Origin of the sequence: Micromonospora sp. NPDC057141 (genome assembly GCF_042670805.1) — a bacterium.
GTDB lineage: Bacteria > Actinomycetota > Actinomycetes > Mycobacteriales > Micromonosporaceae > Micromonospora.
This window is the reverse complement of record NZ_JBHUVA010000024.1, coordinates 21,105-34,249: the sequence shown is the minus strand read 5'-3', so window position 1 is coordinate 34,249 and position 13,145 is coordinate 21,105. Positions and strand designations below refer to the sequence as shown.

The 13,145-nt window shown below is 70.7% G+C and carries 13 protein-coding genes and 1 other RNA gene; 4 read left to right on the top strand and 10 right to left on the bottom strand.

Features of this window, described 5'->3' with window-relative positions; all coding sequences use genetic code 11:
• Positions 1 to 79: 79 nt before the first annotated feature.
• Positions 80 to 595, top strand: coding sequence for a hypothetical protein (locus ACFT41_RS15300; RefSeq protein ID WP_377613862.1), 516 nt, complete (start codon positions 80 to 82; stop codon positions 593 to 595).
• A gap of 32 nt (positions 596 to 627) precedes the next feature.
• Here ACFT41_RS15300 and ACFT41_RS15295 read toward each other — a convergent pair whose 3' ends face one another.
• On the bottom strand, positions 628 to 1,242 hold the full coding sequence (locus tag ACFT41_RS15295; protein WP_377613861.1) for a hypothetical protein: 615 nt from the start codon (positions 1,240 to 1,242) through the stop codon (positions 628 to 630).
• A 757-nt stretch (positions 1,243 to 1,999) separates the two neighbouring features.
• An RNA gene (gene rnpB, locus ACFT41_RS15290) (RNase P RNA component class A) lies at positions 2,000 to 2,416 on the bottom strand.
• A gap of 238 nt (positions 2,417 to 2,654) precedes the next feature.
• Between rnpB and ACFT41_RS15285 the strand changes: the two genes are divergently transcribed.
• Entirely contained in the window at positions 2,655 to 3,416 is a 762-nt protein-coding gene (locus ACFT41_RS15285; RefSeq protein WP_377613860.1) for a sulfite exporter TauE/SafE family protein, read from the top strand.
• 20 nt (positions 3,417 to 3,436) lie between these two features.
• On the opposite strand, the gene ACFT41_RS15280 is transcribed toward ACFT41_RS15285, so the two are convergent.
• Positions 3,437 to 4,669, bottom strand: a complete 1,233-nt coding sequence (locus ACFT41_RS15280; protein WP_377613859.1) for an MFS transporter — start codon at positions 4,667 to 4,669, stop codon at positions 3,437 to 3,439.
• Positions 4,670 to 4,722: 53 nt separating this feature from the next.
• Between ACFT41_RS15280 and ACFT41_RS15275 the strand changes: the two genes are divergently transcribed.
• Both ACFT41_RS15275 and ACFT41_RS15270 read left to right on the top strand, forming a co-directional pair.
• Positions 4,723 to 5,202, top strand: coding sequence for a MarR family winged helix-turn-helix transcriptional regulator (locus tag ACFT41_RS15275; protein ID WP_377613858.1), 480 nt, complete (start codon positions 4,723 to 4,725; stop codon positions 5,200 to 5,202).
• Positions 5,203 to 5,321: 119 nt separating this feature from the next.
• A complete protein-coding gene (locus ACFT41_RS15270) occupies positions 5,322 to 6,071 on the top strand; it encodes a trypsin-like serine protease (RefSeq protein ID WP_377613857.1) in 750 nt (249 codons plus the stop codon).
• A 65-nt stretch (positions 6,072 to 6,136) separates the two neighbouring features.
• On the opposite strand, the gene mctP is transcribed toward ACFT41_RS15270, so the two are convergent.
• The 7 genes from mctP to ACFT41_RS15235 all read right to left on the bottom strand — a co-directional run bounded on the left by mctP (position 6,137) and on the right by ACFT41_RS15235 (position 13,006).
• The gene (gene mctP / locus ACFT41_RS15265) at positions 6,137 to 7,789 is read right to left on the bottom strand and encodes a monocarboxylate uptake permease MctP (RefSeq protein ID WP_377613856.1); all 1,653 of its coding nucleotides are present in this window, start codon (positions 7,787 to 7,789) and stop codon (positions 6,137 to 6,139) included.
• Positions 7,789 to 8,031 (bottom strand): DUF3311 domain-containing protein, encoded by a 243-nt coding sequence (locus ACFT41_RS15260; RefSeq protein WP_377613855.1) that lies wholly within the window; start codon positions 8,029 to 8,031, stop codon positions 7,789 to 7,791. Before ACFT41_RS15260 ends, mctP begins: the two co-directional genes overlap by 1 nt.
• A 200-nt stretch (positions 8,032 to 8,231) precedes the next feature.
• Positions 8,232 to 9,371: a bifunctional RNase H/acid phosphatase gene (locus ACFT41_RS15255; RefSeq protein WP_377613854.1), complete on the bottom strand. Its 1,140-nt coding sequence runs from the start codon at positions 9,369 to 9,371 to the stop codon at positions 8,232 to 8,234.
• Positions 9,372 to 9,374: 3 nt separating this feature from the next.
• Positions 9,375 to 10,112, bottom strand: coding sequence for a zinc ribbon domain-containing protein (locus tag ACFT41_RS15250; protein WP_377613853.1), 738 nt, complete (start codon positions 10,110 to 10,112; stop codon positions 9,375 to 9,377).
• Positions 10,102 to 11,058, bottom strand: a complete 957-nt coding sequence (locus ACFT41_RS15245) for a Nif3-like dinuclear metal center hexameric protein (RefSeq protein ID WP_377613852.1) — start codon at positions 11,056 to 11,058, stop codon at positions 10,102 to 10,104. The genes ACFT41_RS15250 and ACFT41_RS15245 overlap by 11 nt, the downstream gene beginning before the upstream one ends.
• Before the next feature lie 116 nt (positions 11,059 to 11,174).
• Positions 11,175 to 11,780, bottom strand: a complete 606-nt coding sequence (locus ACFT41_RS15240) for a flavoprotein (RefSeq protein ID WP_377613851.1) — start codon at positions 11,778 to 11,780, stop codon at positions 11,175 to 11,177.
• Positions 11,777 to 13,006 (bottom strand): helix-turn-helix domain-containing protein, encoded by a 1,230-nt coding sequence (locus tag ACFT41_RS15235; protein WP_377613850.1) that lies wholly within the window; start codon positions 13,004 to 13,006, stop codon positions 11,777 to 11,779. The genes ACFT41_RS15240 and ACFT41_RS15235 overlap by 4 nt, the downstream gene beginning before the upstream one ends.
• Positions 13,007 to 13,145 lie beyond the last annotated feature (139 nt).

Here is a 13,145-nt window from a genome sequence, read left to right as displayed (position 1 = left end):
ACGTCCGGGAATGTGAATCGCGGCCACGCCATAACTGCTGGCCACCATGCCACTTGCGCAACTGTGCGACCCTTGCAGCGTGAGAGAATTCATCCTCGTTACGTTTGGTGCCCTCATCGGCGCTGGGGCAACCGGGTTCGGCGCTTGGCTCCAAAGCAGATCAACCATCCGCGCAGCCCTGTTGCAGGTCAAGGCAGCTATCGAGCTAGAGTCACGCAAGGCCGAACTAAGCAGAACGAATCAGGCAATCATGGAAGGCAGAACACTTGTCAGCCTAATGATCGAAACCCTCGATCACATTAGGAGCCAACACAATCACCAAGGGGTTTCAGAACGCGAGACGTGCAGCAAAGCTCTTCCCGATGAGTACCTGAGAGCCGAGCGAGAATCCATCACATACCACAATCTCTACGTACATGCTCTACCCGCCGTCCAATCAAACGGGATACAGGATCTCTTTAGCAGGTTCGACCTGCTCCGCTTTCCTAAGGAAGGGGAACCTTGTCACCTGGATGAGGATTCAGACGACGTGATGACCGTCGCGTACCAGGCACTCGAAACTCTGGCACCTAAAAAAGGCATCGACACCATGTAGGGTATAAACCCGGATCTAAATGGACTCAATCGCTAAGAGATGCGATTCACAACGACTCCTAGAACGAGGGCCATAAGGACACCAAAGATCGCCACGGAGATAACGTTCTGGCCTCTTGACGAGCCTGACTCGGTCACCTCGAAAGCCGGGATTATCCTTGCGACGCTTGCAGGCGTCAGAAACCGCCACGCTATCCAGAAGCCAGCAACCGCCGGAACAGCCGCCGCGAACTTTAGCGGCAAAAAAAGCAGCCCTAGAAAAAGGCCGATCAGAACAGCGGAGGAACGAGCTACTACAAGCCTCCCGCCTGGAGTGCAGATATTACCCCACCAAGGCTTGCGCTCGACAAGCATCGAAACGACCGAACTAGACACCTGACTTGACCAATACTCCTCGGATTTCATGAGCTTCAACGAAACGCCCCTCTCTCTGTCAAGCAGGAGTTCACCCTGATTCGTGTCCGAGACGGAACGGGAGAAGGAAACGAGAACCTCCATCAACTCGCGATCCTGAATACTTTCACAGATCGCATCTATAGAACCCGTCACAGTGATGACATCGCCGGTCGCTCTCTCCCTCAACTTCAGTCGAACATAAAAGGTTTCACTGTAGTCATTCTGGTAGTAAAAGGGAGGTGGGGACTCCATAGCAACTTTATGCAACTCGTCAAGCAAACGGCGCAATTGGGTTGAACTCCCAACCCAAGCAGGGACGCTACGCTCGCGGGAAACGAAGACCATTGCACGATGATGATCTACTTGTCGCACATCTGCAAGTTAGCTGATCACCCGAGTCAACTCCTCCGCCATCCCGGGCCTCTCATGGTGGTCCGTGCGATAACGTCCGCAGGCGCTGCCGATTTCTTCTGTTCTAGATCAAGGCACCGCGCTGCGCGCGGTGCGGGGCGGCAAGCCCGGCCGGCGGCAATCCGCCCCGGACGCCTACGGCACCGGGGCGGTAAGCCGCCGACAGCCGCCGGGACGCCGCCCCACCAACCAGAGGGACCAGGTCCAACGAGGCCGTGACGGAAGCCTGCGGGTCGGCCTGGTCGCGTGGTCGGGGCTTCCGGCTGCCGCGCCAGTCCAAACCCGGGACTGGCTTGCCACCGGGTACCCGGGTCGCCCCAACAGCTCCACCGCCAGGACGTGCCCAACCGCCCACAGCAGCCGGCGGCACCGCGCAGAGCCCGGCCGCACCGCCGCAAGGCCCCTCAGGATGAGCCAGCGCGCCGGCCCGAAGCGAGGTCCACTGAGCCCACACTCAGGCCGTCTCCAGGCCGTCCCAGGCCGTGGCCAGGCCGTGGCCAGGCCGTCAGACGCCGCCCAACGATGACCAAGGTCAACCAACGGCACCAGATAAACGACCAGCTCAGAGCCTTGATCGGGGCTCTGAGCTGGTGGGCGACGGACGAGTCGACCTGTACGCCGGATTCTGTGCCCGGCGCGTACCCCTCGCGGGGTCCGCGCCAGCGGCGGCCATCCATCTAGGCCTGCCGTCGCCGGCAGGCTCCAGCGGCCTACCCGCAGACATCGGGCGGGCCGCCCTCAAGCGTCTGCGCAGGTCGTCATCTTGCGGTGACGGCCCATTTTGGCCTTGCTCCGGGTGGGGTTTACCGAGCCATCCCGGTCACCCGGGATGCTGGTGGGCTCTTACCCCACCGTTTCACCCTTACCGTCCCCGTCGGGGCCGGCGGTCTGTTTTCTGTGGCACTGTCCCGCGGGTCGCCCCGGGTTGCCGTTAGCAACCACCCTGCCCTGTGGAGTCCGGACGTTCCTCGGCGACGGGCACCTGGCCCGCCGACGCGACCGCCCGGTCGACTCGTCCGTCGCGCCCCCATCCTAACGACCGCACCGCCGCGCCTACTGCGCGGCCTTCCGCGCTCGGCGCCGGCGCCATGTCGGCGACATTGCGGGGTCCGGGGCACTCGGATACCGCCATGTCGCCGACATCGTGATGATCATGGCGGGGCGGGCCGTGGCGGGGCGGGGCAGGGCATGGCCGGGCCGGGCAGCCGGGGTGGCCCGGGTGCGGGGCGGCAGGGCGGGCTAGCCTCGGCGGCGTGGAACTCTCCGACGCCGCGCTGCTGGTCGCCGCCGGTCTCGCCGCCGGCACGGTGAACGCGGTGGCCGGGGGCGGCTCCCTGATCACCTTCCCGGCGATGATCGCGGTGGGCCTGCCGCCGGTGCCAGCGAACGTGAGCAACTCCGTGGCGGTGTTCCCCGGGTACGTCGCGAGCGTGGCGGGGAGCCGGACGGACCTGCCGCGCGGCCGGGCGCTGTGGGCGCTGCTGCCGACCACGGTGGCGGGCACGATCGTCGGGTGCCTGCTGCTGCTGGGCACCCCGGCGCGGGCGTTCGAGCTGGTGGTGCCGTTCCTGGTGCTCGGTGCCACGGCCGTGCTCGCGTTCCAGGATCCGCTGCGCCGCCTCGTCGGGCACCCGGCGGACCTGGGGCCCCGCCGCCGTACCGTCACCGTGCAGGCCATGGTCGCGGTCGGCGCGGTGTACGGCGGCTATTTCGGCGCGGCGCTGGGGGTGATGCTGGTGGCCGGCCTGGCCCTGGTGCTGGACGCGACGCTGGCCCGGGTGTCGGCGGTGAAGAACCTGCTCTCGGCCGTGGTGGGGCTGACCACGCTGGTGGTGTTCGCGCTGTTCGGCCCGGTGAACTGGGCGGCCGTCGCGGTGGTGGCCCCGGCGACCCTGGTCGGCGGGTACGCGGGCGCGCGGCTGGTGCGCCGGCTGCCGCCGGTGGTGCTGAAGACGCTGATCGTGGCGTTCGGCACGGGCATCGGCCTGTACCTGCTGTGGCGCGCGGTGCGCTGAGCCGGCACAGATCAGCCGGCTCAGTACGCCTCGCCGACCGGCTCCTTCGGGGCGTGCTCGTTGCGCGCGGCGGCCCGGTTCCAGTGGGACCAGAGCACCCGCTCGCCGTGGCCGGCGGCCATGAAGTGGGCGGAGGCGAGGTAGACCAGCGCGCCGGCGACGAGGACGCCGAAGCCGACCCAGAAGGGCAGGGCCGGCCCGTGCTCGGCGAGCTTGCCGGAGACGATCGGGGCGGGCGCGGCGGCACCCCAGCGGACCAGATTGAACGCGCCGGTGGCCACCCGGCGGTCGGCGGAGCCGAGGCCGAGGGCCAGGTCGGTGAGGTTGGCGTTGGCCAGGCCCATGAACAGGCCGGCGACGACGAGCACGACCAGCGACATGGCGGTGCCGGTCGAGGTGGCGAACAGAACCATGCAGGCCAGCAGGCCGGCGACGGCCACGCCGACGGTCTGCACCGCGCCGATGCGGTGGGCGAGCCGGTGGCCGATCACGAGGATGCCGGCGGCGAGGCCGAGGCCCCAGCCGGTGAACGCGAGGCCCAACGGGATGACGTCGAGGCCGAGGAAGAGCGGCGTGTAGCCGAGCACGACGAAGAAGACGAAGCTGTACGCGCCGGTGACCGCGCACAGGGCCACGAAGGCGGGCCGGCGGTAGGTGGCGAAGATCGCGCCGAGGCGTACGGGAGGTTGGGGGTTGGTCGGCTCGCGCAGCCGGCGGGACGCGACGGCGAGGGCGAGCACCATGAACACGCCGCAGACGAGGAACGGCAGCCGCCAGCTCACCTCGCCGAGCAGGCCGCCGATCAGCGGGCCGACGGCGAAGCCGAGGCCGAGCGCGGTCTCGAAGAGGCCGACGACCCATTCGCGGTCGTTGGCGAGGTTGACCAGCACGACCATGGCGGTGGCGAAGAACATGGCGTTGCCCAGCCCCCACACGCCGCGCAGCACGGACAGTTGCACGATGTCGTTGCTGAACGAGGCGCCGATGGCGGCCAGGCCGACCACGGAGACGCCAGTGATCAGCACGGGCTTGAAGCCGAACCGGCCGCTGGCCAGGGTCGCGGGGATCATCCCGAGGGCCATGACCGCGATGTACGCGGTGAACAGCAGCTCGACCTGCCAGGCAGTGACGCCGATGGCCTCGCCGATGGCGGGCAGGATCGGGTCGACGACGGCGATTCCGGCGATGGCGAGGAAGGCCACCAGCGTGGTGGCGTAGATGGCACTGCGGTGGGGTTCGGTACGCCGATCCACTCCGCCTCCCAGATGGCTGTATCGTACAGATAATTTTCTTGTATCCTACAGCTATGAGCGACGAAGCCAGCGAAGACGGCACTGCGGAAGAGGTCACACTCGGGCGGATCGAAACCGAGGTGGCGCTGCTGATGCGCCTCGGCGAGGCCACCCGCCGGGCCACCGGCACCGCCGAGCACCGGGTGCTGGACCGAGCCGCGTACGTGATCCTGCGGCACCTCGACAGCGCCGGCCCGCAGAACGTCTCCGCCCTCGCCGCCCGGCTCAACCTGGACGGCTCCACGGTCACCCGGCAGGTCTCCGCCATGCAGCGCGACGGGCTGATCGCCCGCGCCCCCGACCCGACCGACGGCCGGGGCACCGTGGTCTCCCCCACCCCGGCCGGGTTGCAGCGCATGGCGGCCGTCCGGGCGGCCCGCACCCGGCTCTACGGCGACATCCTCGCCGACTGGGCCTCGGCCGACCGCGACACCCTGGCCGCCATGCTGCGCCGGCTCAACGAGGCCCTGGAGACCCGCACCCGCCGCCGCTGACGGTGCCCATCCGGTCCACTGTGGTCTTCATCGCCCCGAAACTCCTGCTTCACAAGGGATCCGACCCGGTCGGCTACGGTTCGCTCGACAGAAGTCGATCATCAAGAAGCAGGGAACGCATGAGGCTCAGACGTGTGGTCGGTTCGGTGCTGGCGATCGTGCTCGCCGTGGTCGCGGGGGCCGTCGCGCCCACGCCCGCGTACGCGATCGTGGACGGCGTACTGGCCGGCAAGATCAGGGGGCAGGTGCCCTTCTTCACCAAGGACCCGAACTCGACCAAGTTCGCCTTCACCTGCACCGGCACGCTGATCAGCCCGCACTGGGTGCTCACCGCCCGGCACTGCATCACGCTCACCGGCGCCACCGCGGAGAACTCGTACATCGAGGCCGGCTCCAGGGACATCGGCACGGGCATCCGGATCCGGACCAGCAGCTTCCACAACCACCCGACCCTGGACATCTCCCTCCTCAGGCTCACCCAGGACGCACCGATCCAGAACGTCGTCGGGTACGCCCGGGAGATCGGCACCCTGCCGGTGAACGCGACCGTGGCCATCTCCGGGTGGGGCCGGTGGGACCCGTTCGAGGGCGCCTCGACGATGCTCAGGATCTGCTCGGTCCGGGTGGCGGACAACCTCATGCACACCGATCGAACCGGCCCTGGCGCCAATGCGATCAAGATGGTGGACATCAACAACGGCTGGCCCTGGAGTGGGGACTCGGGCGCCGGGATCCACTACGGCAACCGGATCTACGGGGTCTACAGTCACGGCAGCTCGACGGAGTTCTTCGCCGTCGCCATCGGCACCGAGAGCACCGTCAACTGGATCATCAGCACCAGCGGGGTGCAGCCGACCCTCAACCCGTGAGGCGTCGACTCGTTGGTTAACAAGGGCCCCCTGTGCAACAGAATGCGTTGACAGGGGGCCCCTCCTTACATCGCCGGGGCGGCGTCGGCGTCGCGGGTCGGGCCCGGGGTCACGCGCGGGTCGCCCTCGTCGGCGAAGTAGTCGTCCGGCGTGGTGCCGTCCGTGCCCGCGTCCACCTTCGCGGCCCGCAGGGCCAGGGTCACCAGGGCGGCGACCAGCAGGTTCACCAGCACCGCCACGATCCCGACGTAGATCGTCTTCTTCGTGTCGAAGCCGAAGTCGCCCAGCGGGAACGCCGAACCGCCGAAGTGGGCGCGCTTCGTCGCCGGGTTGGGGATCTGGTAGAGCATCCACATGCCCAGCCCCATGCCGGCCGCCCAGCCGGCGACCAGCGCGCCCCGGTGGAACCAGCGGGTGTAGAGGCCCAGCGCCACCGCCGGCAGCGTCTGGAGGATGATCACGCCGCCGATGAGCTGGAGGTCGATGGAGAACTGCGGGTCGAGGAAGACGATGCAGGCCACCGCGCCGACCTTCACCACCAGCGAGGTGATCTTCGAGACGTTCGCCTCCTGGGCCGGGGTGGCGTCCCGCCTCAGGTACTCCTTGTAGATGTTGCGGGTGAACAGGTTCGCCGCCGCGATCGACATGATCGCCGCCGGCACCAGCGCGCCGATGCCGATGGCCGCGTACGCGACCCCGGCGAACCAGTCGGGGAACTGCTGGTCGAACAGCACCGGCACGACCGTGTTCACGTCCGCGCTGCCGGGCGTCGACCCGGGCAGCGGCTTCACCCCCGCCGCGACGGCCATGTAGCCGAGCAGCGCGATCAACCCGAGGACCAGGCTGTACGCGGGCAGCGCCGACATGTTCCGCTTGATCACGTTCCGGTTCCGGCTGGCCAGCACACCGGTGATGCTGTGCGGGTAGAGGAACAGCGCCAGCGCCGAGCCGAACGCCAGGGTGACGTACTGGAGCTGGTTGTTGGCGTTGAGCAGGATCCCGTCGTTGGGGTTCTGCGCCGTGGCCTGGAACTTCGCCTCGGCGGCGTCGAAGATCGAGCCCCAGCCGCCCAGCTTCTGCGGCAGCCAGAGCACCGCCACCAGGATCACCACGTAGATCAGCGTGTCCTTGACGAACGCGATCAGCGCGGGCGCGCGCAGCCCCGACTGGTACGTGTACGCGGCCAGGATCGCGAACGCGATGATGATCGGCAGGTGCCGGGCGAGCGCGCTCTCGCCGGTCACCCCCATGGTCTTGAGCACCGCCTCGATGCCGACGAGTTGCAACGCGATGTACGGCATGGTGGCGACGATGCCGGTGACCGCGACGACCAGCGCCAGCACCGGCGAGTCGAACCGGCTGCGGACGAAGTCGGCGGGGGTGACGAAGCCGTGCCGGTGCGAGACCGACCAGAGCCGGCACAGCACCAGGAACACCAGCGGGTAGATCACGATCGTGTAGGGCACCGCGAAGAAGCCCATCGCGCCCGCACCGAACACGAGCGCCGGCACCGCCACGAACGTGTACGCCGTGTAGAGGTCACCGCCGACGAGGAACCAGGTGATCCAGCCGCCGAAGCTGCGCCCGCCCAGCCCCCACTCGTCGAGGTGCGCCATGTCCTTCGGCGCCCGCCACCGGGCCGCCACGAAACCCATGACGCTGACCAGCAGGAACAGCACCGTGAAGACGATGATCTCGGTCAGATGGTCGCGCCACATCACCGACCACCCCGCTTCTTCGTCAGCCGGTAGACGAGCGTGGTGGTGGCCACGCCGAGCAGGATGTAGGCCAGTTGCAGCCAGTAGAAGCGCGGGAACCCGAACACGCGCGGCGAGTCGGCGTTGAAGAACGCCGGGATCAGCGGCACCACGATCGGGATGAACAGCAACCGGTTCCAGGGGCTGTGGTCCTTCGCCCTGGACGACGCCGAGCCGGGTTCCTCCGGTTCGGATGCGGTCATACGACACACCTCCGGTGGTTTTGTCTGCCCATGACGGCCGGACGTTACGACCCGGTGACGGGCGTCACGTTCAACCGGCGCCGAATGGTGCGCCGAGCGGGCCGGCGGGTGCGCCGAACGGCACGTCCGTCGATGTCCCGGGCTGCGGGCAGACGGAACAGGCGGCAGCCCCTGGGGACGGCCGCCTGCTCGCCGGTGGGTCAGAGCGCGGCGAGGTGGGCGGTGTCGTTGACCGAGCGCACCGCGACGCCGCCGTCGGGCCACCGGTCCAGCACCGAGATGCCGGCCGCGTCGAGGTAGAGCCGGTGCAGGAACGCGTCGTCGGCGGCGAGGGCGTCGCGCAGCACCAGCTTGATCGGCGAGACGTGCGAGACCACCACCACGGTCTCCCCGGGGTACGCCTCGACCAGCGCGTCCGTGGCCCGGGCCACCCGGGCGGCGACCTCGGTGAACGACTCCCCGTCGGGCGGGGCGACCCGGGTCGAGGCGAGCCAGGCGTCCAGCTCGCCCTGCCAGCCGGCGCGCACCTCGGCGAAGGTGCGCGCCTCCCACACCCCGAAGTCACACTCGATCAGGTCGTCGACCGTGCGTACCGGCACGGTGCCGCGAAGCGCCCCGGCGATCGCCCGCGCGGTGGCCGTACACCGGGACAGCGGTGAGCTGACCACGGCCGCGGCGGCCGGGGCGAGAGCGGCCACCCGGGCGCCCGTGGCCCGTGCCTGGGCCCGGCCCCGCTCGGACAGCGGCACGTCGCCGCGGCCGGAGTAGCGGCGCTGCTCGGTGAACTCGGTCTCGCCGTGCCGCACCAGGATCAGCCGGGTGGCCGTGTCGCTGGGGCGGGGCTCCCAGGACGCTGGGGTGGTCGCCGGGTCGGTCCCGGCCCGCTTCGTGGCGGCGTCGCGGGTCGGCCTGCCGGCGGCCGACCCGGTGGCTGCCGCGTCCATCGCGGCGTTGGCGAGGGCGTCGGCATGCCGGTTGCGCTCCCGGGGAATCCACTGGAAGCGCACCGCCGCGAACCGGCCGACCAGCGCGGCGGCCTGCGCGGCGAGCGGGCGCAGCCCCGGGTGCTTGATCTGCCAGCGGCCGCACATCTGCTCGACCACCAGCTTGGAGTCCATCCGGGCGTCGACCTCCGTCGCGCCCAGCTCGGCGGCGGCCTCCAGACCGGCGATCAGCCCCCGGTACTCGGCGACGTTGTTGGTGGCCGTGCCGATCGCCTCGGCCCGTTCGGCGAGCACCTCGCCGCTGGCCCGGTCCCGGACCACCGCGCCGTAACCGGCCGGACCGGGGTTGCCCCGGGACCCGCCGTCGGCCTCGACGACGACCGCGCGCACCGCCATCCGCTACAGCCCCGACTCGTTGGTGCGGACCATGATGCGGCGGCACTCCTCGCAGCGCACCACGTCGTCCGGGGCGGCCTTGCGGATGCGGGCCATGTCCGCGCCGTAGAGCTCCAGCCGGCAGCCGCCGCAGCGGCCACCGGTGAGCAGGGCCGCGCCGAGCCCGGTGTCGGCGCGGATCTTGTCGTAGAGGGTGACCAGCTCGGCCGGGAGGTCGCCGGCGAGGGGCTGGCGGGCCTGCCGCTTGAACTCCTCCTCCTTGGCGATCTCGGCGAGCGCGTCGTCGCGGCGCCGCTCGGCCGCCGCCCGCCGCTCGCGCGCGTCGGCCGCCCGCCGTTCGATCCCGTCGAGTACGCCCTGGGCGGTCTCCCGCTGCTCCATCAGCTCCAGCTCGGCGTCCTCCAGGTCGCTCTGCCGGCGGTTGAGCGAGACCAGTTCGTGCTGGAGCGCTTCCAACTCCCGGGCCGGGCCGCTGCCGGCTGCCAGCCGCGTCTCGTCCCTGCTCTTGCGGGCCCGGACCTGCTCGACGTCCTTCTCGATCCGGGCGATGTCGCGGTCCAGGTCGTCGACGGCGACCTGGGCGCGGACCCGCTCGTCCTCCAGCGCGGACAGCTCCCGGGCGAGGGCCTCCAGCTCGGCCAGTTCGGGCAGGGTGCGGCGGCGGTGGGCGAGCTGGGCGAGGGCGGTGTCGATCGCCTGGAGGTCGAGCAGGCGGCGCTGGACCTTCGGGTCAGCCTTCACGTCGGGGCTCCTTGTCGTCCGCGGCGGGGGCGGGGTCGGCGGCGGGTCCCGGGGCGGCGCCGCCGGGCACGGTGCGGGTAGCTGCCGGGTCGGCAGCCGTGGGGGCGGCGGCGTGCACCGTCCACGGGTCGGTGTCCAGGTCGGACACGATGGTCTCGACGCCCAGCTCGGCCCGCAGGACGGCGGCCAGGTCGTCGAGCCAGGGCCGCTCGGTCGCCCAGTGGGCGGCGTCCAGCAGGGCGGGACCGCCGGCGGCGAGGTGCTCGCCGGCGGGATGGTGGCGCAGGTCGGCGGTCAGGAAGGCGTCGACGCCGGCCGCGGTCGCCGCGCCGAGGAACGCGTCCCCCGAGCCGCCGCTGACCGCGAGGGTACGAACCATACGCCCGGGATCGCCGGCGGCGCGAACACCCCAGGCGGTGGCGGGCAGCACGGCGGCGGCGTGCCGGGTCAGCTCGGCGAGGGTCAGGGGCCGGGGCAGCTCGCCGATCCGGCCGATGCCCCGCCCGGCACCGGCTGCCGGCGAGCCGGGGGCCGGGGGGTGCAGCGGGCGCAGGCCGGTCAGCCCGAAGCGGGCCGCGAGGGAGTCGGAGACACCGGGGGCGGCCACGTCGGCGTTGGTGTGCGCGACGTACAGCGCCACGTCGGCCTTGATCAGGTCGTGGACGATGCGCCCCTTGAACGTCGTCGGGGCGACCGAGGAAACCCCGCGCAGCAGCAGCGGATGGTGGGCCACGATCATGTCGGCGCCGGCGGCGAGGGCCTCGGCGACCGTCTCGGGGACCACGTCGACCACGCAGGCCACCCGGCGCACCCGGGCGGTGGGCTCGCCGAGCACCAGCCCCACCCGGTCCCAGTCCTCGGCCCAGGCCGTCGGGTAGTGCCGGGCGAGCGCCGCCACCACGTCGGCCACGGTCGTCGGCGGCGGCGGTGTCGCGGTTGTGCTCACGGCGGGCCAGCTTACCGGCGCCGGCCGTGCGGCACGGTCTCGGCGGTGGAATGGGGCCCCTGGCCGACGGAATCCACGGAATCCGTTGACAAGGGGCCCCTGTTTCTCGACCGGGCTCAGGCGGCGGGGGTCACCGGGCAGCGCCGGTGGCGGCGCAGGGTCGCCAGGACGGCGGCCCAGGGAAACGCGTGCAGGTGGTGCTCGCCGGAGCCGGGCGGGTGCAGCGGGACGACGTGGTCGCCGAAGAGCACGTCGACCCCCCACTCGGCCAGTCGGGCCAGGCTGGCCCGGAAGGCCGGGTGCCCGGCCATCGCGACGTTGGTGAACGGCACCGCCACGATCGGCACCCCCTTGCCCTGCCCCTCGACCAGCAGACCGAGGGCGAGGGTGTCGGTGATCCCGGCCGCCCACTTGTTGACCGTGTTGGACGTCGCCGGGCAGACGACCATCGCGTCGGCCGGGGGCAGCACGTCCGGGTCGCCCGGGGCCTTGTAGCGGCTGCGGACCGGATGACCGGTCTGGCGGGCCAGCGCCGGCCGGTCGACGAACTTCCCGCCGTCCGGCGTGGTGACCACGCACACGTCCCAGCCGTCCTGCTGGGCCAGTTCCACGAGCCGGCCAACGTGACCGGCCAGCGGCGATCCGCAGGCGATGACGTAGAGCACCTCGCGGCGCTCGCTGCTGCGGTGCGGGTCGGTGATCCCGACCCCCAGCGCGCTCATACTCCCACTCCCATGTGCTCAGCCAACTCCGCGATCAGCGAAGGCGGCGCACCCCTTGTGCGACGCAGGACGTCCGACATCACCTCGTGGGCGATGGGGCGGCAGCGGATCTCCGAGGGGGCGAGCCGGTCGCCGCGCAGCAGCATCTCCCCGGCGTTGGCCACGTCGCCGATCTGGGCGAAGCCCCGGGCCAGGTCGAGCAGGTGGTGGGCCCGGCGCTCGGGCAGCAGGGCGTTGAACGCGGGCTCGGCGATGCGCTGGTGGTGCACCTCCACCGCCCGCCCGCCGTCGCCCAGCTCCACGGCGGCGGCGGCCCGGTGCAGCTCCACGTTCGTCGGGCCGAACGACGTCCAGTAGTGGTTCTGGTCGCTGCCCAGCAGCAGGGCCGCCTCGTGGGCGCCGTTGATCAGGTCGTCGACGGTGGCCGAGTCGCCGAGCCGGGCGGCGGCCATCGCGCCCTGTAGCAGCAGCAGCCCGTAGACGGAGAGCCGCCCCGGGTCGGTGTCGTTGCTCCCGCCGGGGGCGAGCCGGTTGGCGATGGTGAGGTTGAGCTCCAGCGCGGGGCGGGGCCGGCCCATCGCGACCATCGCGTTGCACACGCGGGTGGTGGCGATGCCGGCCAGCAGCTGGTCGTCGGCCCGCTGGGCGACGGCCATCGACCGGTCGGCGGCCAGCCAGGCCAGGTCGCACTCGCCGAGCTTGCGCAGCACGGAGGAGGCGATCTGGTAGACCTGGCCGAGCAGGTGGGCCGCCTCCCGGGAGCGGTCGCCGTCGTGGCCGGCGTCGGCGGCCTGGGCGTCGCGCAGCAGCTTCGGCAGCGCCCGGGTCAGCATCCCGTAGCGGCCGTACTGGTAGGTGAGCCAGGCGTGGTTGACCGCCTTGCGCATGTCCATCAGCGGCGGCGGGCACGGGGCCACGGCGAAGTAGGCGCTCATCGAGTCGTACCGCTCCAGGGCCGCCCGGATCTCCTGGACCTCGACCTGGTCGATGCAGTTGAGCGCGTCGGTGCGCCGCTCCGGGTCCTTGCCCAGCAGCAGCTGCACGTCGACTTCGAGGATGTCGGCGATCTCGTAGAGGACGGAGAACTTGTCGAGCCGGCGCACCCCGCGCTCGACCTTGTCCACCCAGCTCTTGGACTTGCCGAGCCGGTCGGCGAAGACCTGTTGGGACAGCTTGCGCCGCCCCCGCCAGTAGGCCACCCGCCGGCCAATGGGTAACTCGTCCATCTTCCCGTCCCTCCCCTGCCGGCGCCCGATCGGGCACCGGCGGCCGCCCCGCGGGTGGCGCAGCAGTCCGTTCGTGATCAGGTTTTTGCTGGTCGCACAGCCTGTACGTCGGCCGTACGGGTGGTCCTCATAGCTTTCG